Consider the following 23,446-nt stretch of genomic DNA (forward strand, 5'->3'; position numbering starts at 1 on the left):
GCCCGCGCAGCGCCTGCGCGGTTCCGCCCATCCGGGCGCCGTCAGTCGCCCTGTTGCTTCAGCTTGAAGGCGATCTGACGCAACATGCCGTGAAAGGTCTGCACTTCCGCCCGGGTCAGGTTCAGCCGGTTCCACATATGGCGCAGGTTCTGCCGCATCCCTTCCGCCTTGGTTTCGGGAAAGAAAAAACCAGCCGCGTCAAGCCGTTCCTCGAAATGGTCGCCCAGCCGCTCGACCTCGTGCTTTTCGGCGAAATCGGTGCGGGCCAGACCCATGACTTCGGGTGCCACCTCGACCGTCTGGCGGCGCCATTCATAGCCCATCAAGAGCGCGCATTGGCCAAGGTTGAGCGAGGGGAACTCCGGGTTCACCGGCACGGTGACGATGGCATTGGCATGGGCGATGTCTTCATTCTCCAGCCCCGCCCGTTCCGGCCCGAACAGGACGCCCACCCGCTTACCCTCGGCTGTCAGGGCGCGGGCCAGTTCCATCGCGCGTTCCGGCGTCATCACCGGCTTGACGAGTTCGCGGCCCCGCGCAGTGGTGGCGAAGACATAGTCACAATCGCGCACCGCCGCCGCCAGATCGGGGAAATGCCCGGCATTGTCCAGCAGCCGCCCGGCGCCCGAGGCCATCGCCGCCGCCTTGGGGTTCGGCCAGCCGTCGCGCGGGGCAACCACGCGCATCCGCTCCAGCCCGAAATTCAGCATGGCACGGGCGGCGGCACCGATATTCTCGCCCATCTGGGGCCGCACAAGAATGAAGACGGGCGGGATCATCAGCAGACCTTTGGCTTGGGCAAGGCCGCGTGATAGCTTGGCAGAGGGCGGCTGACAAGGAGGGCGCGATGGCCTGGGACGAGGGGGTGGCGCAGCTTTTGCGCGATGATCTGGCGGCAGAGCCGGTAGCCGAGCGGCGGATGTTCGGCGGGCTGGCCTTTCTTCTGGGCGGGCATATGGTCTGCGGCGTTCACAAGGGCGGCGTGATGTTCCGCGTCGGCAAGGACAGCTATGGCGCCGCACTGGCCCTGCCCGGGACTGGCCCGCTGGAAATGGGCGGACGGCCCATGGTGGGGATGATCGGCGCCGATGCCGGACTGGTGGCCGATGACGCGCGGCGCTGGCAGCTTATGGCGCTGGCGCTGGCCTGTGTCCGGGCGCTTCCGCCGAAACTGGCCAAGCCCGCGAAAACCCGCTAAGGCAGGCCGACCGACAGGAGAGCCCGCATGTCCGACGCCGAACGCCCGCAGATCACCCTGATCACGCCGCCCGCCTTTGATCTGGAGGTCTTCCCCGACCGGCTGGCGGCCGTGCTGGACAGCACCGAAATCGCCTGCCTGCGCCTGTCGCTGGCCAGCCGTGACGAGGACGCGCTGTTGCGCGCCGCCGACGCCTGCCGCCTGATCGCGCATGAGCGGGACGTGGCCATCGTGATCGAGGATCATCTGTTGCTGGTCGAGCGGCTGGGGCTGGACGGTGTGCATCTGACCGATGGCGCCCGTTCGGTGCGCAAGGCGCGCAAGGATCTGGGGGCGGATGCCATCGTCGGCGCCTTCTGCGGCACGACCCGGCATGAGGGCATGAACGCAGGCGAGGCCGGGGCCGATTACGCCGCCTTTGGTCCGATCGGGCAAACCGCCCTTGGCAAGGGCGAAAGCGCCGATTTCGACCTGTTCGACTGGTGGAGCCAGGTCATCGAAGTGCCCTGCATCGCCGAAGGGGCGCTGACCGCGGAACTGGTGGCGAAATTCGGGCCCGTCACCGATTTCTTCGGCATCGGCGCCGAAATCTGGGGCGCGGATGATCCTGTTGCGGCGCTCAAGGCGCTGATCGCCCCGCTCGGCTGAGGCTCCTCGTCGCCTTTGGCGCTCGTCGCGGGGCGCTGGCGATGAGAAGCCGAAGGCGCCCGAGGAGGAACTCAGGCGAAAGGGTGCGAGGTGCGGATCACCCGTTCGCAATGGGCGGCCAGTTGCTTGCGGTCGGGGAAGGCATCCACCGGCACGTCGGGGTGAAAGATAACCTCGACCCGCCCCTGCCGCCGCGCCGCCAGCGTGATCAGCAGATGCGGCGCGAAGTCCATCTCGCCCCACCAGCCGTAAAAGCGCGGATCTTCCCCCGCGGGTGCGTGATAAACCACCGTAACCGGCTGCACATGCAGCACGCGGTCCAGCCCATGGCTGTAAAAGGCGGCAAAGAGCGTCGATTTGAACGGCAGCACTCGCTGCGCATCGGTGCTGGTGCCCTCGGGAAAAAACATAAGCTTGTGGCCCATGCGCAGCCGCTCTTCAAACAGCGCCTGCTGCCGTTTCGCCTCGCTGCCCTTGCGCGCGATAAAGACGGTGCCGGTCGCCCGGGCCAGCCAGCCGATGCCGGGCCAGCCCGCCACCTCGGACTTCGAGACGAAATAGACCCGCTGCACCGCGTTCAGGGCGAAGATGTCCAGCCATGAGGAATGGTTGGCCACCACCGCCCCTTTCTGCCGCATCGGCGTGCCCCGCACGATCAACGGCAGGCCAAGAATGACAAAGGCCATGCGGCAGACGAATTGCGTGATGAAGGGCGTGACGGGCCGCGCCTGCCCGCAGAGCGGACGCTCCACCAGCCGGACCAGCAACAGCAGCACAAGACAGCCATAGGTCAGAAGCCCCAGCACCAGCCCCCGCCACAGCACACGCAACCAGCCGGAAATGCCGCGCGCCGGCACCCGGATCGGCACATTGCGCCAATCTTCGGCGCCGCCGGACTCGTCACTCATCCCTCACGCACCTTCTTGCGGGTATAGAAATCGCGGTGCTTGGCGCTCATCCGTTCGGTGTCCATCACAAGGCAGACATCGGTGGTGTTGAAGGCATGGTCGATCCATGCCCCGTCACCGACAAAACCGCCCAGCCGCAGATAGGCTTTGATCAGGGCCGGCGTGCCCGCCATCGCGGCGCGCCGGTCCAGCGCAGAGGCTGCGATCAGGTTCATCTCCTGCCGGTGCGGCGGCAGGGCGCGCACCCGCAGCGCCGGCGGGGCAAGGTGATTGTGGTGCAGATAGGACAGCGGCTGTGCCAGCGCCGCGATGTCGGTGCCATGAAAACTGGCCGCACCGAACAGCACCTCGATCCCGCGTTCCAGCACATAGGCAGCGAGCCCGTTCCACAAATGGAACATCGCCGTGCCGCCGCGATAGTCGGGATGCACGCAGGACCGACCAAGTTCCAACAATTTGCGCCCCGAGGATTTGAGAGCGGCCAGATCGAACTCTCCCTCGGAATAGAAGCGTCCGCCCTCGGCCAGCCGGTCCGAAGGCAAAAGGCGATAGACCCCCACCACATCCTCAAGTGCCGCCGGATCGCGCCGGTTGTCGATCAGCAGCAGGTGGTCGAAGATCGGGTCGAAATCGTCGGCCTCAAGCCGGGCCTCATGGTCCACCAATGGCCCCGAACCGCCAAGCTCGGCCACGAAAACCTCATAGCGCAGCCGCTGCGCGGCCCGCAGATCGCGTGCGTCCTGCGCCAGGCGCAGGGTGAAGGCGGCATCATCGTCGATCATCACACGCAGGTTCCGGCTCTGGCCTCGGGTGCTGGATAGGGCCTGCGGCCCCGCATTGCAACAGCGCGCCACCGCGCCCCAGTAGCTCTCGCAATCTGAAGTTGCGTTAAGCTTTCCTTAACCCATACTGGCTCAACTGGAAAAGTCCGGCAGAAGCGGCACCTGCCGGGCGTCGATCACCACCTTGCCGGCATGTTCAAAGTTCACGGTCACCTTGCCGTTGATGTTGGATTGCACCTGCCCCAGCCCCCAGTCGGGGCGGTCAGGATGGCGCACCAGCATTCCCGGCTCCAGTATCGACAGCATTCCGACCTCCTAAAGCAAAGGACAGCCCTTGCAGGACAAACCCGATCTCGCGGCGCTGCTCGGCTCGCGCATCTGCCACGATCTTATCAGCCCGATCGGCGCCATCGGCAACGGGGTTGAACTTCTGATGCTGGATGGCAGCCGCCAAAGCCCGGAAATGGCGCTGATTTCGGAAAGCGTGTCTCATGCCAATGCACGGATAAAATTCTTTCGCGTGGCCTTCGGTGCTTCGGGCGGCGATCAGCGGATCGGCCGGGGCGAGGTTGCCGGCGTTCTGGCCGAGATGACCCGCGGCGGCCGTGTTGGGATCGACTGGCAAAGCCCCGCCGACCTGCCCCGGCGCGAGGTGAAGCTGGCCTTCCTGCTGATCCTCTGCCTCGAAACCGCGATGTCCCATGGCGGCCGCATCCGGGTGGAACGCAGCGAGACCCGCTGGACCCTGACCGGCGAGGCGGGCCGGTTGCGCGTTGACCCCGCCCTGTGGGAGGTGCTGTCGAACCCCAGTGCCAGCGCCGAAATCGGCCCCGCGCAGGTGCATTTCCTTCTGGTGCCCGAGGAATGCGCCCGCCAGCACCGCCGCCTCACGGTCGAGGTGGATGCGGCAGGTATCCGCTTTGCCTTCTGACGATGCGGCGGTCCCGGGCGGGCGGATCAGCTCCGCACCGTGCCGTCGCCGGTCACCAGATATTTGAAGCTGCAAAGCTGCTCGGCCCCGACCGGACCCCGCGCATGAAGCTTGCCCGTGGCAATCCCGATCTCGCCGCCCATGCCGAACTCGCCGCCATCGGCAAACTGGGTCGAGGCATTGTGCAGCAGGATTGCCGAATCGAGCCGCTGAAAGAATTTCGCAGCCGTCTCGGCATTCTCGGTCAGGATCGCTTCGGTATGCTGGCTGCCGTATTTGCGGATATGGGCAATCGCCTCGTCCACACCGTCCACCAGTTTGGCGGCAATGATCATGTCCAGAAACTCACGCCCGAAATCCTCGGGCGCGGCGCGGACAGTACCGGGAATCTTCAGCAGTTCGCCCTCGGTGCGCACCTCGACCCCGGCCTTGATCAGGTCTTCGATCAGAACGCCGCCATGCTGGGTATAAAACCGCCAGTCGATCAGCAGGCATTCGGCGGCACCACAAATCCCGGTGCGGCGGGTCTTGGCATTCAGCACCACCCGGCGCGCCTTTTCCAGATCGGCCTCGCGGTCGGCATAGACGTGGCAGATGCCTTCCAGATGCGCAAAGACCGGCACCCGCGCCTCGCGCTGAACCAGCCCGACAAGGCCCTTGCCACCGCGCGGCACGATCACGTCGATATGGTCCACCGCCGTCAGCATGGCCGAAACCATCGCCCGGTCGCGCGTGGGGATCAGCTGGATGGCCGCGTCGGGCAGCCGCGCCTCGCGCAGACCCTGCACCATGCAATCATGGATCACTTCGGAGGTGTGGAAACTCTCCGACCCGCCGCGCAGGATCACCGCATTGCCCGCCTTGAGGCACAGCGCCCCGGCATCCGCCGTCACGTTCGGGCGGCTTTCATAGATGACGCCGACCACGCCCAAGGGCGTCGCCACCCGCTGGATATGCAGGCCCGAGGGCATGTCCCATTCCGCCAGCACCCGCCCCACCGGATCGCGCTGTTCCGCGACCGACCGCAGCCCGGCGACGATGCCGCGAATGCGGTTCTCGTCCAGCTTCAGCCGGTCCATCATCGCGGGCGACAGACCCTTTTCAGCGCCGTAGTCGAGGTCAAGGCAGTTGGCATCAAGGATTTCGCCCCGCCGCTCCCAGACGAAATGTGCGGCGCTGATCAGGGCGGCATATTTCCGCTCTTGCGAGGCATAGGCAAGCTCCTCTGCCGCCGCCCGCGCCTTGGCGCCGATCTCGCGCATCAGATCCGAGATTTGCCCATCCATCGCCGCCGTCTCCCCCTGCGCGCCGCAAGTTTCTTCGAAGAAATTTGCAAAAATCTTTCAAGATTTTTGCGCTAAATCACCATATCGTCCCGATGCACCAGCGCCGCCCGGCCCTGATAGCCCAAGATCGCCTCGATCTCGCCCGAGCGGTGCCCGGCAATCGCGCGGGCCTCGGCCACGGTATAGCGCACCAGCCCCTTGCCCAGCACTTCCCCCGCCGGCGACAGGATCGCCACCGGGTCGCCGCGGCCAAAGCTGCCAGAGACGGCGGTCACACCAGCCGGAAGCAGGCTTTTGCCCGCTTTCAGCGCCGTCACCGCCCCCGCGTCCAGCCGCAATTCGCCGCGCGGCTTCATCGCGTTGATCCAGCGTTTGCGCGCCGCCTGCGGGTCGCCCTTGGCGAGGAACCAGGTCCGGTTCGCCCCCTCGGCCAGCGCTTTCAGCGGGCGCAGCGTGCTGCCCTCCATGATTGCCATGGCGCAGCCCCCGGCCACGGCGGTTTTTGCCGCCAGCAGCTTGGTCTTCATGCCGCCCTTGGACAGGCCCGAAATCGGATCGCCCGCCATCGCCTCGATCTCGGGCGTGATCTTCTGCACCAGATCGAACCGCACCGCGTCCGGGTCTTCCTTGGGGTTGGCGGAGTAGAAGCCATCGACATCCGACAGCAGCAAAAGCTGATCCGCCCCCACCGTCACCGCAATCTGCGCCGCCAGACGGTCGTTGTCGCCAAAGCGGATTTCGTCGGTCGCCACCGTGTCATTCTCGTTCACGATGGGCACAACGCCAAGGCCCAGCAGCGTTTCCATCGTGGCGCGGCTGTTGAGGTAGCGGCGGCGGTCCTCGGTATCCTCCAGCGTCACCAGAACCTGCGCCGTGGTAATGCCATGCGGTGCCAGCACCTCTTCATAGGCCCGCGCCAGCCGGATTTGCCCCACCGCCGCAGCGGCCTGCGACTGTTCCAGCGTCAGCGCACCATCGCCCAGACCCAGCACCTTGCGCCCCAGCGCGATCGAGCCGGAAGAAACCAACACCACATCGGCGCCGCGCACCTTGGCTTCGGCCACATCCATGGCCAGCGCCGAAAGCCAGCCCTGCCGCAGCCCGCTTGCGCGGTCCACCAGCAGGGCCGAGCCGATCTTGATGACCAGCCGTTTCGCTGCCCGAATATCGGGCGCAACCAAGGGCATCAGGGCTGCCACGGTCCGGCCTCCACTTGCGGGGCCTCGCCCTCAATGGTGGCGTAGATCGCGCGCAGCACGTCCTGCAACCCGCGCCCGGCCACGCCGGAAATCACATGCACCGGCCCGCCGCTGGCCTTTTCCAATGCGCGGCGGCGGTCGCTGATCTGCTTGGCATCCATGGCATCGACCTTGTTCAGCGCCAGAATCCGCGGCTTGTCGCCCAGCACGTCGGAATAGGCTTCAAGCTCATGTACGATGGTGCGGTAATCCTTGGTGATGGTGGAAGAGGTGCCATCCACCAGATGCAACAGCACCTTGCACCGCTCGACATGGGCAAGGAACTGGATGCCCAGACCGCGCCCCTCGCTGGCGCCTTCGATCAGCCCGGGAATGTCGGCCATGACGAATTCCTTGCCGTCGATCCCCACCACGCCCAGATTCGGCACCAGCGTCGTGAACGGGTAATCCGCAATCTTCGGCCGGGCGTTCGACACCGCCGCAAGGAAGGTCGATTTCCCAGCATTCGGCAGCCCCAAGAGACCGGCATCCGCGATCAGCTTCAGCCGCAGCCAGATGGTGCGCTCCACCCCTTCCTGACCCGGATTGGCCCGGGCGGGCGCGCGGTTGGTGGCCGATTTGAATTGCAGGTTGCCCCAGCCGCCATTGCCGCCCTTGGCCAACAGCACCCGCTGGCCCGGCACCGTCAGGTCGGCCAGAACGGTTTCCTCGTCCTCGTCCAGAATCTCGGTGCCCAGCGGCACCTTCATCACGATATCGTCGCCCGATTTGCCGGTGCGCTGGCTGCCCATGCCCGGCTGGCCCGACTTGGCGAAGAAATGCTGCTGATAGCGATAGTCGATGAGGGTGTTCAGCCCGTCCACCGCCTCGGCCCAAACCGAGCCGCCATGGCCGCCGTCGCCACCATCCGGCCCGCCGAATTCGACGAATTTCTCGCGCCGGAAGGAAACGCAGCCCGCCCCGCCGCCACCCGAGCGGATGTAGACTTTGGCAAGGTCAAGGAACTTCATGGCGCGGGCTTTCGATAGGGGTCACAACAGGCGATAGTGGACAAAGGCTCAAGTCTCAAGGGCAACCCATGCAGTTGCACCTTCTGAAATACTCCGCGGGGGGTCCGGGGGTGGGAAACCCCCGGGGCGCCGGTCGGCTCAGTCCAGACGGCGGATATAGGTCCAGGTCGGCACCCGGGCTGCGCGCGCCACCGAATAGGTTTCGGCATCGCCCAGATATTCAAAACCGGCATGGCTCAACACCCGGGCCGATCCGGCATTGTCCTGAAACACCTCGGCAAAGATCGTCCGGTTGCCAAGCGGATTGGCCGCGACCAGCGCCCGCACCGCCTCGGAGGCGATGCCGGTGTTCCACAGCGCCGGCGCCACCCAATAGCCGATTTCCGACTGGCCACGGTCCATCGGTTTCAGGCTGATGATCCCCAGAAGCTCAGACAATCCGGTGCCCGCCCCATCCATCGCCCAGACCGTCTCGCCGGTGCCGGCCATGGCGCGGGCGATGAAGGCTTCAACCGCCCCCGGCGGCAGAGGATGCGGAATCGACCGCGTGCCTTCGGCGACGCGCCGGTCCCCGGCATACATGCCGCACAGCCCCGCGTCGGAACGGCGCAACGGGCGCAGCACAAAGCGGCCCGCGGCAATCTCCTGCCCCGCGCCCGCGACCGGCGCCCTGACGGCGCCCGCTGCGGCGCCGGTGATGTCAAGCGTCATGGCTTCCCTCCTTCGAAGCGCATGTCCAGGCCGCATGACCCGGAGAACTCCCCGAGGCCCCTCACCCCGAGGTGGCCCCTGTCCAGACCTCCGCCAAGACCCTGCTGGCGGAAACGTGATCGGATGGCGGCGCCGGAAACGGAAAAGGGACCGGCGGTTCCGCCGATCCCCTTCTTACAATGCGATTGTAAAGGTCCGGCTTACTCGGCAGCCTCTGCAACTGGCAGCACCGAAATGAAGGTGCGGCCCTTGAGGCCCTTCTTGAAGGTCACGCGGCCTTCGACGGTGGCAAAGATCGTGTGATCGGTGCCCATGCCGACGCCATTGCCCGGGAACCAGGTGGTGCCGCGCTGACGCACGATGATGTTGCCCGGAATGGCGGCCTGGCCGCCGAACAGCTTGACGCCCAGACGACGGCCCGCGCTGTCGCGGCCGTTGCGGGAGGAGCCGCCTGCTTTCTTGTGTGCCATGGGAGATTACTCCTTACTTCGCGGTTTCGTGGGCAGCACGGCGCGCGTCGGCGGTGCCGGTGGCAGCCTTGACGCCCGAAGCTTCGGCACCCGAGGCGAGAACCTCGGTCACGCGAACCAGCGTCAGGTGCTGACGGTGGCCCTTGGTGCGCTGCGACGAGTGCTTGCGGCGGCGCTTGACGAAGTGGATCGTCTTTTCGCCCTTGATCTGGTCGATGACCTCGGCCTGCACGGCCGCACCCGCGACCAGCGGCGCACCGACGGTCACGGCATCGCCGCCCACCATCAGGATTTCGTTGAACTGGATCTTTTCGCCAGCGACGGCATCAAGCTTTTCCACGCGCAGAACGTCGCCGCTCTGCACCTTGTATTGCTTGCCGCCGGTCTTCAGGACCGCAAACATGGGTCTTCCCTTCCGTGTCTCCGCATCCTTCGGCCCCGCTTGGCGGCGTTTCGGGGGCAAGCCCCGCCTTCGGACAGCGCGCCCCGTGGGGCGTCATTGCAATAAAATACCCCGGACAGACTCAGAGGTCTTCCGGGATGCGCGCTTATCCGGGAATCGCCCCGCGCTGTCAAGAACCCCTGCGCCCCGTTGCGCGGGCGCCCCGACGGGGGCTAGGCTGGGTCCATGCGTGATCTTGCCAGCCCAGCCCTTGCCACCCCAACTGCCGAACCGCCGCAGGCCCTGCCCGGACAGATCGTCCGGCAGGCGCGCAAGGCCCGGCTGCACCGGCTTGTTTCGCCGATGCCTGCCCTGATCGGCGTCGTGGCCGGTGTCAAGGAGGTGCAGGGGGCCGGGCGCAGCCTGTCGGTGCCCGCCGGTTCCTTTGTGCTGCTGCCCGAGGGGCTGGCCCTGACCATCTGCAACATCCCCGATGCCGCCGGCCGGTATGAGGCGCAGGCCCTGCCCCTGCCCCGCCCGCTGGTCGAACGCGCGCTTGCCCGCCGCCCCGACCTTGCCCGCCCCCGCACCGCGCAACCGCAGCTTCTGCCGGCGCTGCCGCCCGAGGCGCGCGGGCTGCTGACGACATTCTTTGCGCCAACCGCGCTGCCGCCCGACATCCTCGCCCTGCGGCTGGAAGAGCTGATCCTCTGGCTGGCCCTCGACGGCGCGCTTCTGCCGCCCGAGGCGCCACCCCGCCTGTCCGAACGGCTGCGCGCCCGCATCGCCGCCGATCCCGCCGCCGCATGGTCTGCCCCCGCCGCCGCCAGCCTGATGGCGATGAGCGAGGCGACCCTGCGCCGCCACCTTGCCGCCGAGGGCGCGGGCTTTGCCGATCTCTTGCGCGACACGCGGCTGACCCATGCGCTGGGGCTGTTGCAGACCACGGATTTTGCCGTGGCGCGGGTGGCGGAAGAATCGGGCTATGCCTCGCCCCAGCAGTTCGCCATGCGGTTTCGCGCCCGCTTTGGCCTTGCGCCGCATGAAATCCGGCTTGTGGAACGCCCGGATGATCGGAACGGGGCCAAATCTGCGCGCCGCGCAGCCGCAAGGGCGCCATAGGCCCGCTAACCTGCCTTCATCGTTCTGATGGAGACAAAGATGATCCGCCCTGCCCTCTGCCTGCTGCTTGCTGCCAGCCCCGCCCTTGCCGAAATGACCCTGACTTCGCCCAGCCTCGATGCCAATGGCGCCTTCACCGCCGATCAGGTGCTGAACGGTTTCGGCTGCACAGGGGGCAACCTGTCGCCCGCGCTGGAATGGTCGGGCGCGCCCGAGGGCACCGCGAGCTTCGCCCTGATGATGCATGACCCCGATGCACCCACCGGCTCGGGCTGGTGGCACTGGGCGGCCTTCAATCTGCCCGCCGACACCACCAGCCTGCCCGAAGGCGCCAGCGCCCATGCCATGCCCGAAGGCAGCATCGAAAGCCGCACCGATTTCGGCGCCCCCGGGTTTGGCGGCGCCTGCCCGCCCGAGGGTGGCGGCGCCCATGCCTATACCATCACGCTATACGCCCTGCCCGCGACCCTTGGCCTTGACCCCGAGGTGATGCCGGCCATGCTCAGTTACATGCTGCGCGGCAGCGCCCTGGAAAGCACCACCCTGACCGTGCCCTTCGGGCGGTAGCGTCAGATATCCTGCCCGATCATTTCCCGCCCCGCCGCCCGGCCAAGGCGGCGGCTGATGTCCAGAAACAGCGCGTCGAACGCGGCAAAGACCGCCGTGTTCACCCGCTGCCCCTCGGGGATATCGGAAAAGGCGATATAGGCTTCCAGCTCGCCGTCACTCAGCGGCCCATAGGCCATGGCAAGGAAGGGCATCAGCCAATCGGTGGTGCTGGCGCGCACCTCGGCCTCGCTGCCCCAGACCATCGAGAGCATGTCCTCCTCGGTCATCTCGCCCAAGGGGCCGCCCGCCTCGGCCATGCCGCGGAAAAAGGCAAGATTGGCGTTCAGCGCCCCCATCACATTGGATTCGATCAGCGCATTGACCTCGGCAAAGCGGTGCAGGGCCGCGGCGCGCGGGGTGTCCGCCGCATCCATTTCCGCCCAACGCTCCTTGGCCGCTGCTTCGGTGGCCGGATCCAGCAGGGCCCGCCGCGCCTCGATCTCAAGCCGCAGCGCCTTCTGCCCGCCTTCCGATGCAAAGAACGCCACCGCCGCCTCGACCGCCGCGGGCGAAGCGGCAAGCTCTTTGGCCAGCGCCGCATCGAACGTGGCGCGCATCGCCTCGGGCGCATAAATCGCCTCGACCGTGGCCTTCCACCCCGGATTGGCCCCCGAGGGGAAATCCGCGGCGAGTTCGGTGGCATTGGCCAGCCCCTCTTCGCGCAGAACCGCCATCACATCGCCGATCAGCAGCGCATCCGACAACGCCTGCGCCGAAGCGGGCGCCGGAACGGCCAGCGGCGCCGTTTCGGTGCGCCCCACCACCGGAGCCATGGCAAGCGCCAGTGCGACAGACAACCCGACCACGCGCAGACCCATGAAGCCCCCCTTTTCAGACCTTGCAGACCAGAGCTATGCCCTGCGCGCCGTCTTGCCAAGCGCCCGCTGCCGCCGCTTGTGCAATCCCGGCATGAAGTTCGCGTGAAAATCGCGTGAAAGGGGGGTTGCAAGCGCCCCGCGCGCCCGCTAAATCCCCGCCACGATCCCTACCGCGGAGAGGTGGCAGAGTGGTCGAATGCGGCGGTCTCGAAAACCGTTGTCGGTTTGCGCCGACCCAGGGTTCGAATCCCTGTCTCTCCGCCATTTCATAGACAACAAGCCAAGACCGCGACCCTTGCTTCAAAGGGGATTTTGCGCTTTCTCGGCTGAGCCCACTAGAAAATCAGCCATTTTTGCTACCGATTCCGCTACCACTTTGCGCGCCGCCCCTCTTGCGCTGTGAACATTCTTGTCGGGGCCATGATCATGCTCCGGGGCTCCACCCTACCCATCAGGTCATCAATGGGGAGAGCGCGAAGGAGCGCACGGAGGCCCGGAAGCAGCTTGCCGGTATCACCGGCATGATGATGCTTCATGCCGGTCTGAGCGGCACTCGGCTCTTTGGCTTGAGCATAGGCGGCAGGGTTGGGCCGAACTCGTCATTGAAGTCGGTTTGGGCGGGGAGCGGAGGTTCGCTGCGTCCCGAATGAACAGCAGCGACGCGCATGAAGCAGGCCTTGTAAAGTTCGGCGAAGCGGCCCAAACCCCCCGCCCGGTGGGACGGTGTGCGCTGCGTCGAAGAGGTTCAGGCGGTGACAATATCCAAGCGCCGGGCTACCGTGGCGAAAGCAAGTGACTTGAGGGGGGGTAAATGAAAGTTGGAATATACTGTTTGGACTGTCTGCGTGAAAACGGACTACCCAACTTCCGACCACTTGTGGTGACCGTTAATGACGAACGATTCTTCGAGATGACATGTTCGAATGGGCACCAGACCCTCACGATCATTCAGGAGCCAAAGCATGAAATTCTGTTTGAGTTAGGAATGAACGCACTGGCCGACGGTTACCCGCGCGAGGCCGTTAATTCGTTCGCATCCTGCATGGAAAATTTTTATGGATTCTGCATTAATCAGGTATCACTTTACAAGGGCGTAGACCGAGCGGCCTTGGATGCTGGTTGGAAATATATGGCCAAGCAATCTGAAAGACAGCTTGGCGCGTTCGTGATGCTCTGGTTGAACTACTTCGGTTCCGCGCCAAAACTGTTGAGCGAAGCATCGCGGAGCTTTAGAAACCGAGTTGTTCATCAGGGGTATATTCCCCGGCTCGATGAAACCTTGGCTTTTGGAGATGATATCGTCGCCTGCGTTGCCAGTAATTTGCACGACATGAAGCATCATTTGGACGATGATTTGGATACGATCTTTATCTCTGAGTTCAGTGCGAGAGCTTTCTCACAAAATCAACGTGTAACGACACAGTCCATTCCAACGACTATCGGCTGGGCTGGGCTCATACAAAATGAGAAGGTGGACCTGCGCGCCCGTCTGATTGCCATAGATAAGGATAAGGTGACCTTTCAGTGGCCGAAGTTCTAATTTCTAGTTCTTGGAAGATTGATCTTTTTTAGTCGAAGCGATTCGGCATACCCTCAACCTCCTGCATGAGTGACTTGCGGGCGGCCCCGGGCAACTCTTCGAGTGCCGCCAGCCACCGGCCGCGAAAGACAAGTCGAATAAAACGATGGGCGTTCCATTCGACCTTCTCTTTTTGCGTTTCCTTATGCGTTCTGTCCCGCCAAAGATGTGACGGTAGATGGCGTGGCCATCAGCGTTGCTTCGGCCAGCGCCGGAAACAACGTCAAGTCGGTGATCTATGCCTCGGACGCGAATGGCAGGCCAACGACCCTTCTGGCCGAAAGCGGCAACATTGCGACCGACAGCACGGGCGCCAAGACCGCCAGCATCACCTCTCTGAGCCTCGTGGCCGGGAATGTCTACTGAATCGGGATTCGCGCAACTGCCTCGGTCAGCATTCAGGCGCTTCACAGCTCCGGCGTTCCCGACATCAACGGCGGCTCTCCGGCCACTTCCATCAGAAAGACGCTGGCCCGCACCCTCACCTATGCGACCGGGGCGCCCAACCCATGGGTCTGGAACTCTGCGGAAATCGGGGCTGGCGCCGCGCATCACGTCTGGCCCAAGGTGGCGTGGCACAAAACACGCCACCCGGGCCCACTACCACTTTTGCGCTAAAAACTGAAAAAACCTTTGTTTTTCAGCATCTTTTCGAAAAATTAAAATCCCTCTCCGTCGGCCATAAACTCACTGGGCTGGCCGGAAGGCTGGCCTTTTTGCTTTTGGCCTGCCGGATGGCGGGCTGGGCGTTGGGTCCTTGGGTTCAGGGGCTGCGCAGTTCCCGGATGCAGTCTACAAACGCGCGGATGCGGCGGTTTTCGCGGCTTGCCGGGCTGAAATAGGTATAAAGGAAATTGGGCGGCGGCATATAGCCCGTCAGCACTTCTTCCACATCGGCGTGGCGCGCAAGATCGGAAAACATCTCGCGCGTCAGGTAACACAGCCCGTTGCCGGCCGCGACCAGCCGCATCGCCGTCGCAAAGGACGAGACGGTCAGCCGTCCCGGCGGGTCCACCAGAACGATGCGGTGATTGACCGAAAACTCCCAGCGATAGTGCTGATCCTGCCCGGGCCAGCGGCGGCGGATACAGCGATGCGCCATGACATCCTTTGGCACTTCGGGGCGCCCGAACCTGTCAAGATAGCTGCGGCTGCCGACGATCCGCCAATGCACCGGCAGCGGAATGCGCATGGCAACCATGTCATCCTCGATATACTCGCCAAGACGGATGCCCAGATCAAAGCCGTTGGCGAGCAGATCGGTCCGCCCCTCACGGATTTCGACATCCACCGTCACGCCCGGGTAACGCTCGGCAAAGATGATCAGTGCGGGGTCCAGCACCGGATCAAGCGCCAGCGTCTGGACGCAGATGCGCAGGGTTCCGCCCAGCTCTGCCGCCTGATCGTGGATGGCCTGCAATGTCTCAGTCAGAGTGCCGGCCAGCGGGCCGATCCGCTCCAATAACATGAAACCGGCCGGGGTCAGTTCCACCCGGCGGGTCGTGCGGTGGAAAAGCTTGGCCTCGAGCCGCTCTTCCAGATGCCGGATCGTGGCGCCGACGGCAACCGCGCTGACCCCAAGACCGTCGGCCGCCTTGCGAAAGCTCTTGCTGCGCGCAACGGCCAGAAACTCGGCCAAGCCTTTGAAAACATCACGATCGAGCATGGAATTAAAAACCTCAGCTTCGCACTGATCTTAGAAAATGCGGAATTGTTTATCAATCGCTTTCGCGGTCACCATGCAGACAGACCCATGGAAGGACCAGATCATGCTTTCAAATTCGCTGCGTGACCGCGACATTGCCAGCCAGTTGCACCCGCAGACCAACCTTGCACTGCACGAGCGTGTCGGCCCGGTCATCATCGCCGAAGGCAATGGCGCGGAAATCCGTGACGCCAATGGCAAGGTCTATATCGAGGGCATGTCGGGTCTGTGGTGTACCGCGCTGGGTCTGAGCGAGAAGCGGCTTGTCGAAGCGGCGACCCGACAGATGTCAACGCTGCCCTATTATCAGAATTTTGCCCACCGTTCGACCGAGCCGGGCATCCTGCTGGCGGAAAAGCTGCTGGAACTCGCGCCGGTGCCGATGTCGAAGGTGCTGTTCCAAAGCTCCGGTTCCGAGGCGAATGACACGGCCGTCAAGCTCGCCTGGTATCATTTTGCCGCGCAGGGCCGCCCGGAAAAGCGCAAGATCATTGGTCGGATGCGGGGCTATCACGGCACGTCGATCGCCTCGGCCTCGATCACCGGGCTGCCGCATCTGCATCGTGACTTCCACTTGCCGTTGCCGAACTTCCTGCATGTGACCTGCCCGCATTTCTACCGCGAGGGTCGCCCCGGCGAGACGGAAGAGCAATTCTCGACCCGTCTGGCAGATGAGCTTGATGCGCTGATCCTTGCCGAGGGCCCGGAAACCGTCGCCGCTTTCTTTGCCGAACCGGCGATGGGCACGGGCGGGGCGGTGATGCCGCCGAAGGGCTATTTCGAGAAGATTCAGAAAGTGCTGAAAAAGCACGAGGTTCTTCTGGTCGCGGATGAGGTCATCACCGGGTTCGGCCGCACCGGCAACTGGTGGGGCAGCCAAACCTTCGGGTTGCAGCCCGATATGATCACCTGCGCCAAGGCGTTGACCGCCGCCTATATGCCGCTGTCTGCCATCCTGCTTTCCGAACCGATCTATGCCTCGATGGTGGCGCAATCCGAAAAGATCGGGGTGTTCGGCCATGGCTATACCTATGGCGCCCATCCGGTGGCCTGCGCCGTCGCCAACGAGGCGCTGCGCATCTACGAAGAAGACGGGGTGATCGCCGGCGTCGCCGCCAAGGGCACCTTGATGGAGGCGGTTCTGGCGCCATTGCGGGATCATCCGCTGGTGGGCGAACTGCGGGGGGCCGGTCTGATGTGGGGTGTCGAGATCGTTGCCGACAAGGTAACGCGCGCGCCCTACGATGCCGCACGCGCCGTTCCGGCCAAGGTGCAGGACGCGGCATTTGCCGAGGGGCTGGTTTGCCGTGCCCTCGGCTCGGCCATTGCCATCGCACCGCCGCTGATCGTGTCGCCCGACCAGATCGCGGCCATCGGCAAGCGTTTTGCCACGGCGCTGGACCGCGTGGCCGATGATCTGGGGATCATGTGATGGTCGATCAAATAGTTGACAAAGTCATCTACTTTGTTACTGAATGCAACATATGAAACCGGAGACCGCCATGACCGAAGCCGCCCCCCTTTACATCGCCGGCGAATGGGCGTCGCAAGGCCGTGACACGGCGGTGGTTGCCAATCCGGCCACAGGCCGCGAGGCGGGCCGGGTCACCCATGCGCGGACTGAAGATCTGGACCGGGCGGCCGAGGCGGCGGCACTGGCTTTCCGGGGGTGGTCGCGCATGGCCGCCTATGACCGTTCCGCCATTCTGCGCCGGGCGGCACAGTTGCTGCGTGAGCGCGCCGAACCGATCGCCCGCCTGATGGTGGCCGAACAGGGCAAACCCCTGGCCGAAGCCAAGGGCGAGGTGATCGGCTCTGCCGACCACATCGACTGGGCGGCCGAAGAGGGCCGGCGGCTTTATGGCCGGGTGATCCCGGCGCGTGCGCCCGGCGTGCTTCAGATCGCGCGTAAAGAGGCCATCGGCCCCGTCGCAGGGTTTTCCCCGTGGAACTTCCCGGTCAGCCAGGCGGTGCGCAAGATCGCCGGCGCTTTGGGGGCCGGCTGCACCATCGTCGTGAAATGCCCCGAGGAAACCCCCTATTCCTGCGTCGAGCTGGTGCGCTGCTTTGCCGATGCGGGGGTTCCGGCGGGGGTGGTCAATCTGGTCTTTGGCCAACCGGCACAGATTTCGGAACACCTGATCCCGCATCCCGGCATCCGCATGATTTCCTTCACAGGTTCGGTGCCGATCGGCAAGCATCTGGGTGAAATCGCGGCCCGTCACGTCAAGCGTGCCACGCTGGAGCTTGGCGGACATTCGCCCTTTATCGTCTGCGAAGATGCCGATCTGGGGTCTGCAGTCAAACTGGCTGCAATGCTGAAATACCGCAATGCCGGTCAGGTCTGCGCCGCCCCCTCGCGGTTTTATGTGCATGAGTCGCGCTATGAGGGCTTTGTCACCGGCCTTGTCGCGGCGGCGAAGGCCATCAAGCTTGGGCAGGGGTTCGAAGAGGGGGTCACCATGGGCCCGCTGGCCAACCCCCGCCGTCTGACAGCGATGGAGCGGTTTGTTGCCGATGCGACCGACCGCGGCGCCAGGCTGCAAACCGGCGGGCGGCGCCGGGGCAATGAGGGGAATTTCTTTGAGCCGACGGTTCTGACCGATGTGCCCGAAGATGCCGCGCTGATGGTGGAAGAACCTTTTGGCCCCATCGCGCCGGTCACCGCCTTCTCATCGCTGGATCAGGCGATTGCCAAGGCCAATGCCCTGCCTTTCGGCCTGGCCGCCTTTGCCTTTACCCGCAGCTTTGCCACGGCAGAGACCCTTTCGACCGAGCTGGAAAGCGGCATGGTTTCCATCAACCATTTCGGGATCGCCGCACCCGAGACGCCCTTTGGCGGCATGAAAGACAGCGGTTACGGCAGCGAAGGCGGCATCGAAGGCATGGAAGCCTTCGTCACGACCAAGTTCACCAGCACTCTCGGCCTTGGCGGCGCCTCCTGATGGAGGCCCGCCTGCCCACGAAAAACAGAGCGAAAAGCCGACATCAACCACTCACAACGGGGCTGACCATGAAAACCATCCTTCTTTCTACCGCGCTGACCGGCCTGCTTTCCGGCGCCGTTCTGGCCGAAGACATCATCGTTGCCGGCTTTGGCGGCAATGTGCAGGAAGACCTTGCCAAGACGCTCTGGACCCCTGCGGCCGAGGCGCTTGGCGCCACACTGTTGCAGCAGTCGCATGACGGTCTGGGCGCCATCCGGGTGCAGGTGCAGTCCGGCAATCCCGGCTGGGACGTTGTTCACCTTGGCGCCGAAGACTGCGCCGCCGGTGCGCGCGAGGGACTGTTCGAGCCGCTGGATTACAATGTGATCGACGCCGCCGGGGTTCCCGCCGGGCAGAAGGCCGACAATTGGGTTGGCATCAACTCCTATTCGGTGGTGCTGGCCTGGCGCAAAGACAAGTATGGCGACAAGCACCCCACGAACTGGGCTGATTTCTGGAACACCACCGATTTCCCCGGCCGCCGTGCCCTGAGCGTCTATCCGCAGGAAATGTTCGAAATCGCCAGCATGGCCGATGGCGTGGCCAAGGATGCGATGTATCCTCTGGATTATGCCCGCGCGCTGGCCTCGCTGGAAAAGATCAAGCCGGAGATCAGCGTCTGGTGGACCACCGGCGCACAATCGGCGCAATTGCTTGCCGATGGCGAAGTGGACATGGAGGCGATCTGGTCCAGCCGCGTGGTGGGCGTGATCAAGAATGGCGCGCCGGTTGAGTTTACCTATCAGGATGCCGTGCTGGGCACCGGCTGCCTTGCCATTCTGAAAGGCACCAATAAACTGGAACTGGCCGAGAAATTCGTGGGTCAGTCGGTTTCCCCGGCCTTGCAGGCACGCATCCCGGAACTGATGCCCTATTACAGCCCGACCAATGTGGATGCCTATGCTCTGGCCAAGGTCTCGCCGGAAGCGCTGGCGGAATCGAATGCAACGCCCGAGAATGCCGCCAAGCAGGTTGCGCTGGATTTCGACTGGTGGGCCGACAATATGGCCGACATGGTTGAAGAATACCGCGTCCTGATCGGACAGTAACCGGACGACGGGGCCGTGCCAGCGCGCGGCCCCATGACTCAACGCCCATTCGGGAGGCACGCCGATGCAAGGCGAAGTTGCGATCCGCGAGATCAGCAAATCCTACGGGACATATCAAGCCCTTGACCATGTAAGCCTTGATATTGCGCCCGGCGAGTTCGTGACCCTCCTTGGCCCTTCCGGCTCGGGCAAGACGACGCTTCTGAACGTGCTGGCGGGGTTCATCCGGCCCGACAGCGGCTCGATCCGGGTGGATGGGCAGGAGTTTCTGACCCTGCCGCCCCATCGGCGCAATCTGGGGATGGTCTTCCAGAACTATGCGCTGTTTCCGCATATGTCGGTCGCGCGCAACGTGGCCTATCCCCTCACGCTGCGCAGGGTGCCCAAGGCCGAGATTGCCCGCCGTGTGGCGACCGCGCTGGAAACGGTGAAGATGGGCCATCTGGCCGACCGCCCTATTCAGGCGCTTTCGGGGGGGCAGCGGCAGCGGGTGGCACTGGCGCGCGCAATCGTGTTCGAACCTGCGATCCTGCTGATGGACGAGCCGCTTTCGGCGCTGGACAAGAACCTGCGCGAACACATGCAGATCGAACTGAAGCGCCTGCACGACAAGCTGGGCACCACAACGGTCTATGTCACCCATGATCAGCGCGAGGCGTTGACCATGTCCGACCGCATTGCCGTGCTGAACCACGGCCAGATCGTGCAATGCGATACGCCCAGCCGCCTTTACGACCACCCCGTCAACCGTTTCGTGGCCGAGTTCATCGGCGAGTCGTCCTTTCTTCCGGTCGAGGTTTCGGGCGGGGCAACCCGGCTTTTCGGCCGGCCGCTGGCCCTGCGGGAACGCTGGAGCGGGCATGGGACGCCGCTTTTGCTGGTGCGGCCGGAAAAGCTGGCCTGGCGGGAACCGGAAGGCGGCGGCAACCGCGTGGACGCCACCGCGACAGAGGTGATCTATCAGGGCGACAGTTATTTCCTGAACCTTGAGCTGCCCGGAAAATCGCAGATCGCCTTGCGCTACAATCCCCATGCCGCCGGCGGCCTTGTGCCCGAGCCGGGGCAGACCATCTCGTTCTGGCTGGCGCCGGCCAACACCATCCTGATCGAGGATGCGGCATGACGGGGCTGGCAGACAGGATGCCCTCGGGCCGGGCGACAAGGCCCGAAGGGATCAACGCACCGCTACTGCGCCGGGCCGCGCGGCAAGAGGGTATCGGCTTTGCCCTGTTGTCCCTGCCGGGAGTGATTGTCGTGGTGCTGGTGCTGGTCTTGCCCATGGCCTGGCTGTTCTGGATGTCCGCCTTTGACAATGCGGGCAATCTCAGCCTTGAGAATTACGAACGGATGCTGCGCCCGATCTATCAGCGGACCTTTACGACCACCTTTCGTATCGCCTTTGTCGTGTCGATCGCCTGCGGTGTTTTGGCCTATCCGATTGCCTATCTGATGGCACAATCAGGCCCGCGCCTTTCGATGCTGCTGATGCTGTGCGTGATGCTGCCGTTCTGGACCTCGGTTCTGGTGCGGACCTATGCTTGGCTCGTGCTGTTGCAGCGCACCGGGCTGATCAATGCGGCCCTGATGGATCTGGGGTTGATTTCCGAACCGCTGGCGCTGGTCCACAACGAACTGGGCACCATCATCGGCATGGTGCATGTGATGCTGCCCTTCATGATCCTGCCGCTTTACGCCTCGATGAAGGCGATTGATCCGGCACTCTTGCTGGCTGCGGCAAACTGCGGCGCCACACCGGCGCAGGGATTTCGGCAGGTCTACCTGCCGCAAACCTTCAGCGGTCTGGCCTCGGGCATCTCGCTGGTGTTCGTGATGTGCCTTGGGTTCTTTGTCACCCCGGTTCTGCTGGGCGGGGGCCGGGTCAGCATGTGGGCGCAGCAGATTTCCGACAACATCTCGCTTTACGGCAACTGGGGGGCGGCCTCGTCGCTGGGCGTGGTGCTGGTCCTTTGCACCGCCTTTGTTCTGGGGGGTATGCGGATGGCGCTGGCCCAAATCGAAAAGAGGGGGCGCTGATGCTGTCCGATCCGGTCACGCCCACGCAGATCACCCGCGGACAGCGGCTTTGGCTTTATGCCCTTGTCACGCTGATCGCGCTGTTTCTGGTGGTGCCCTGCCTTCTGGTCATTCCGATGTCCTTCTCGGGGGGCACCTATCTGGAGTTCCCGCCCAAGTCCCTGTCGCTGCGCTGGTATCAAGCGTTTCTGGGCTCGCCCGAATGGCGGCAGGCCACGCTGACCTCGCTCAAATCCGCGGGGCTGACGACAGTGATCGCCACGGTTCTGGGCACCGCCGCCGCCTGGGGTATCCATCAGCGCAGCACGGTGTTTTCGCAGGGGCTGCGGGGGCTGTTCATGTTGCCGATGCTGGTGCCGCTAATCCTCGTGGCGATCGGGCTGTTCTTCCTGTTCAGCCGCCTTGGCCTGAACGGCACGCTGACGGGGCTTGTGCTGGCCCATACCATGCTGGCCATTCCCTTTGTCGTGATTGCCGTCGGCAATGGCCTGTCCAGCTATGACATGTCCCAGCATATGGTCGCCCAAAGTCTGGGGGCGAACGGCCTTGTCGCCTTCTTCACGGTGACCTTGCCGCAAATCCGCATCTCGGTCCTCTCGGGGGCGGTCTTTGCCTTCATCACCTCGTTCGACGAGGTGGTGGTTGGCCTGTTCATCGCCAGCGGCAGCAACGAAACGCTGGCCCGCCGGATGTTTTCCAACATCCGCGATCAGGTTGATCCGACGGTGGCCGCGATTTCCTCGCTCTTGGTCGGAATGGTGGTGATCGGCATGGCGGTGTTCATGATCCTGCAACCCAAGGCCAAGCGATGATTGCCTATTATCACCCCGACAGCGCGCGGCACAAACCGCTGCACCGGATCGCCGGAGGCGAGTTGCGGCCCACCTTCGAAACGGTCGCGCGAATTGAGCTGCTGCAACAGGGGTTACAGGAACTGAACATTCCGCTTGCGATGCCGGATGTTGACGCGGCGCGACTGGGCCACCTGATTTCGGCCCAGCATGACGCGGGCTATCTGGGATTTCTGGAACAGGGTTTTGCCACATGGCAGGCCATGCCGGGCACCGGGCCAGAACTGCGCACCAGCGTTCACACCAGCCGGCACATGACCCGACTGCCAGAGGATTTCCTGGGTCGGGCCGGCTATTATCAGGCGGATTCCAGCTCGGTTCTGGTCGAGGGAACCTGGGAGGCGGCCCGCGCCTCGGCCATGGCGGCACTGGCGGCGGCCGAAGCGGCGCTAGCGGGGCGCGGGCCCGCCTATGCGCTCTGCCGGCCACCGGGGCATCATGCCTATTCCGATCAGGCGGGCGGTTTTTGCTATCTGAACAATGCCGCGCTGGCTGCCAATGCCGCTGCGGCCCAAGGTGCACGGGTGGCTGTTCTGGATGTGGATGTCCACCACGGCAATGGCACGCAGCAGATATTCTACAGCCGCCCCGACGTGCTGACGGTGTCGCTGCATGGCGATCCTGCTTGGCTTTATCCCTATCATGCCGGGTATGCCGACGAGACCGGCACCGGCGCGGGGGCGGGTGCCAACCTGAACCTGCCGCTGCCGCTGCACAGCGGCTTTGCCGCCTATGCCGAGGCGATGCAGCTTGCGCTCGCCCGCATCCGCGCCCATGGCACCGAGGTGCTGGTGATCGCCTTGGGCCTTGATGCCTATGCCGGTGATCCTTTCGCCTGCATGGGTCTGCGCATCGAGGATTTCGCGCGGCTGGGCGCGGCCTGCCGGCTGCCCTTGCCGACGATCGTCGTGCAGGAAGGCGGCTATCCCTCACCCGATCTGGGCCGTCTTCTGGCGGCTTTCCTTGGCGGTCTGGCCGGGTGAAAAAGGCGCGGCTGCAATCACGGGCAGCCCAATCTGGACCGGCAGCGGCAGATGCTCCGGCTGATCATGGTCGGTCTGACGCGCGGTCCTTCCCCCAACATCGAACGGCCCGGCGCGTCCGATGCGGCCTTTTTTCGGCGTCTCTGGCCGACTTGCCTGATACGCCCTGCCCCATGAACAGGGC

26 protein-coding genes and 1 tRNA gene are annotated in these 23,446 nt (G+C 64.4%); 15 read left to right on the forward strand and 12 right to left on the reverse strand.

What is annotated here, in order from left to right; all coding sequences use genetic code 11:
- Positions 1–41: 41 nt before the first annotated feature.
- Entirely contained in the window at positions 42–782 is a 741-nt protein-coding gene (locus HS053_RS18330) for an RNA methyltransferase (RefSeq protein ID WP_174212727.1), read from the reverse strand.
- Positions 783–847: 65 nt separating this feature from the next.
- On the opposite strand from HS053_RS18330, the gene HS053_RS18335 reads away from it, so the two are divergent.
- The gene (locus HS053_RS18335) at positions 848–1,198 is read left to right on the forward strand and encodes a TfoX/Sxy family protein (RefSeq protein WP_174212696.1); all 351 of its coding nucleotides are present in this window, start codon (positions 848–850) and stop codon (positions 1,196–1,198) included.
- Positions 1,199–1,225: 27 nt separating this feature from the next.
- Positions 1,226–1,846 carry a thiamine phosphate synthase gene (locus HS053_RS18340; protein WP_174212697.1) on the forward strand — a complete coding sequence of 207 codons (621 nt, stop codon included), beginning with the start codon at positions 1,226–1,228 and terminating at the stop codon, positions 1,844–1,846.
- Between the two features lie 71 nt (positions 1,847–1,917).
- Here HS053_RS18340 and olsA read toward each other — a convergent pair whose 3' ends face one another.
- The 3 genes from olsA to HS053_RS18355 all read right to left on the reverse strand — a co-directional run bounded on the left by olsA (position 1,918) and on the right by HS053_RS18355 (position 3,842).
- A complete protein-coding gene (gene olsA, locus HS053_RS18345) occupies positions 1,918–2,754 on the reverse strand; it encodes a lyso-ornithine lipid O-acyltransferase (protein ID WP_174212698.1) in 837 nt (278 codons plus the stop codon).
- Positions 2,751–3,536: a l-ornithine N(alpha)-acyltransferase gene (olsB, locus tag HS053_RS18350; RefSeq protein ID WP_174212699.1), complete on the reverse strand. Its 786-nt coding sequence runs from the start codon at positions 3,534–3,536 to the stop codon at positions 2,751–2,753. Before olsB ends, olsA begins: the two co-directional genes overlap by 4 nt.
- Positions 3,537–3,668: 132 nt before the next feature.
- Complete coding sequence (locus HS053_RS18355) at positions 3,669–3,842, reverse strand: DUF3553 domain-containing protein (protein WP_174212700.1); 174 nt, start codon at positions 3,840–3,842, stop codon at positions 3,669–3,671.
- A 28-nt stretch (positions 3,843–3,870) separates the two neighbouring features.
- On the opposite strand from HS053_RS18355, the gene HS053_RS18360 reads away from it, so the two are divergent.
- Positions 3,871–4,467, forward strand: a complete 597-nt coding sequence (locus HS053_RS18360; RefSeq protein ID WP_174212701.1) for a histidine phosphotransferase family protein — start codon at positions 3,871–3,873, stop codon at positions 4,465–4,467.
- 26 nt (positions 4,468–4,493) lie between these two features.
- On the opposite strand, the gene HS053_RS18365 is transcribed toward HS053_RS18360, so the two are convergent.
- From HS053_RS18365 to rplU, 6 genes are all read right to left on the reverse strand, one after another.
- Positions 4,494–5,753 carry a glutamate-5-semialdehyde dehydrogenase gene (locus tag HS053_RS18365; RefSeq protein ID WP_174212702.1) on the reverse strand — a complete coding sequence of 420 codons (1,260 nt, stop codon included), beginning with the start codon at positions 5,751–5,753 and terminating at the stop codon, positions 4,494–4,496.
- A 71-nt stretch (positions 5,754–5,824) separates the two neighbouring features.
- Positions 5,825–6,940, reverse strand: coding sequence for a glutamate 5-kinase (proB, locus tag HS053_RS18370; protein WP_174212728.1), 1,116 nt, complete (start codon positions 6,938–6,940; stop codon positions 5,825–5,827).
- Entirely contained in the window at positions 6,940–7,962 is a 1,023-nt protein-coding gene (gene obgE / locus HS053_RS18375) for a GTPase ObgE (RefSeq protein ID WP_174212703.1), read from the reverse strand. Before obgE ends, proB begins: the two co-directional genes overlap by 1 nt.
- 138 nt (positions 7,963–8,100) lie before the next feature.
- Positions 8,101–8,673 carry a GNAT family N-acetyltransferase gene (locus HS053_RS18380; RefSeq protein ID WP_174212704.1) on the reverse strand — a complete coding sequence of 191 codons (573 nt, stop codon included), beginning with the start codon at positions 8,671–8,673 and terminating at the stop codon, positions 8,101–8,103.
- A gap of 200 nt (positions 8,674–8,873) precedes the next feature.
- A complete protein-coding gene (gene rpmA / locus HS053_RS18385; protein WP_174212705.1) occupies positions 8,874–9,143 on the reverse strand; it encodes a 50S ribosomal protein L27 in 270 nt (89 codons plus the stop codon).
- 13 nt (positions 9,144–9,156) lie between these two features.
- The gene (gene rplU / locus HS053_RS18390; RefSeq protein ID WP_174212706.1) at positions 9,157–9,546 is read right to left on the reverse strand and encodes a 50S ribosomal protein L21; all 390 of its coding nucleotides are present in this window, start codon (positions 9,544–9,546) and stop codon (positions 9,157–9,159) included.
- Between the two features lie 225 nt (positions 9,547–9,771).
- Here rplU and HS053_RS18395 point away from each other — a divergent pair, with 225 nt between their 5' ends.
- Positions 9,772–10,647, forward strand: a complete 876-nt coding sequence (locus tag HS053_RS18395) for a helix-turn-helix transcriptional regulator (RefSeq protein ID WP_174212707.1) — start codon at positions 9,772–9,774, stop codon at positions 10,645–10,647.
- A 39-nt stretch (positions 10,648–10,686) separates the two neighbouring features.
- Positions 10,687–11,214 carry a YbhB/YbcL family Raf kinase inhibitor-like protein gene (locus tag HS053_RS18400; protein WP_174212708.1) on the forward strand — a complete coding sequence of 176 codons (528 nt, stop codon included), beginning with the start codon at positions 10,687–10,689 and terminating at the stop codon, positions 11,212–11,214.
- Positions 11,215–11,216: 2 nt separating this feature from the next.
- Here HS053_RS18400 and HS053_RS18405 read toward each other — a convergent pair whose 3' ends face one another.
- Positions 11,217–12,074: a DUF2059 domain-containing protein gene (locus HS053_RS18405; protein WP_174212709.1), complete on the reverse strand. Its 858-nt coding sequence runs from the start codon at positions 12,072–12,074 to the stop codon at positions 11,217–11,219.
- Positions 12,075–12,248: 174 nt separating this feature from the next.
- On the opposite strand from HS053_RS18405, the gene HS053_RS18410 reads away from it, so the two are divergent.
- The 3 genes from HS053_RS18410 to HS053_RS18420 all read left to right on the forward strand — a co-directional run bounded on the left by HS053_RS18410 (position 12,249) and on the right by HS053_RS18420 (position 14,019).
- A tRNA-Ser gene (locus HS053_RS18410) sits at positions 12,249–12,338 on the forward strand.
- A 547-nt stretch (positions 12,339–12,885) separates the two neighbouring features.
- On the forward strand, positions 12,886–13,614 hold the full coding sequence (locus HS053_RS18415; protein ID WP_174212710.1) for a hypothetical protein: 729 nt from the start codon (positions 12,886–12,888) through the stop codon (positions 13,612–13,614).
- 222 nt (positions 13,615–13,836) lie between these two features.
- The gene (locus HS053_RS18420) at positions 13,837–14,019 is read left to right on the forward strand and encodes a hypothetical protein (protein WP_174212711.1); all 183 of its coding nucleotides are present in this window, start codon (positions 13,837–13,839) and stop codon (positions 14,017–14,019) included.
- 397 nt (positions 14,020–14,416) lie between these two features.
- Here the strand turns inward: HS053_RS18420 and HS053_RS18425 are convergent, their stop codons facing one another.
- The gene (locus tag HS053_RS18425; RefSeq protein ID WP_174212712.1) at positions 14,417–15,319 is read right to left on the reverse strand and encodes a LysR substrate-binding domain-containing protein; all 903 of its coding nucleotides are present in this window, start codon (positions 15,317–15,319) and stop codon (positions 14,417–14,419) included.
- A gap of 103 nt (positions 15,320–15,422) precedes the next feature.
- Here HS053_RS18425 and HS053_RS18430 point away from each other — a divergent pair, with 103 nt between their 5' ends.
- The 7 genes from HS053_RS18430 (at position 15,423) to HS053_RS18460 (ending at position 23,262) form a co-directional block, all read left to right on the forward strand.
- Positions 15,423–16,790 (forward strand): aminotransferase, encoded by a 1,368-nt coding sequence (locus tag HS053_RS18430; protein ID WP_174212713.1) that lies wholly within the window; start codon positions 15,423–15,425, stop codon positions 16,788–16,790.
- 70 nt (positions 16,791–16,860) lie between these two features.
- On the forward strand, positions 16,861–18,303 hold the full coding sequence (locus HS053_RS18435) for an NAD-dependent succinate-semialdehyde dehydrogenase (protein ID WP_174212714.1): 1,443 nt from the start codon (positions 16,861–16,863) through the stop codon (positions 18,301–18,303).
- A gap of 68 nt (positions 18,304–18,371) precedes the next feature.
- Complete coding sequence (locus HS053_RS18440) at positions 18,372–19,394, forward strand: ABC transporter substrate-binding protein (RefSeq protein ID WP_174212715.1); 1,023 nt, start codon at positions 18,372–18,374, stop codon at positions 19,392–19,394.
- Positions 19,395–19,458: 64 nt separating this feature from the next.
- Entirely contained in the window at positions 19,459–20,517 is a 1,059-nt protein-coding gene (locus HS053_RS18445) for an ABC transporter ATP-binding protein (RefSeq protein ID WP_174212716.1), read from the forward strand.
- Positions 20,514–21,428 (forward strand): ABC transporter permease, encoded by a 915-nt coding sequence (locus HS053_RS18450; protein ID WP_241699928.1) that lies wholly within the window; start codon positions 20,514–20,516, stop codon positions 21,426–21,428. The genes HS053_RS18445 and HS053_RS18450 overlap by 4 nt, the downstream gene beginning before the upstream one ends.
- Positions 21,428–22,240, forward strand: coding sequence for an ABC transporter permease (locus HS053_RS18455; protein WP_174212717.1), 813 nt, complete (start codon positions 21,428–21,430; stop codon positions 22,238–22,240). Before HS053_RS18450 ends, HS053_RS18455 begins: the two co-directional genes overlap by 1 nt.
- Positions 22,237–23,262 carry an arginase family protein gene (locus HS053_RS18460; protein WP_174212718.1) on the forward strand — a complete coding sequence of 342 codons (1,026 nt, stop codon included), beginning with the start codon at positions 22,237–22,239 and terminating at the stop codon, positions 23,260–23,262. The genes HS053_RS18455 and HS053_RS18460 overlap by 4 nt, the downstream gene beginning before the upstream one ends.
- Positions 23,263–23,446 lie beyond the last annotated feature (184 nt).

Source organism: Tabrizicola fusiformis, from assembly GCF_013328815.1.
Lineage (GTDB): Bacteria > Pseudomonadota > Alphaproteobacteria > Rhodobacterales > Rhodobacteraceae > Fuscibacter.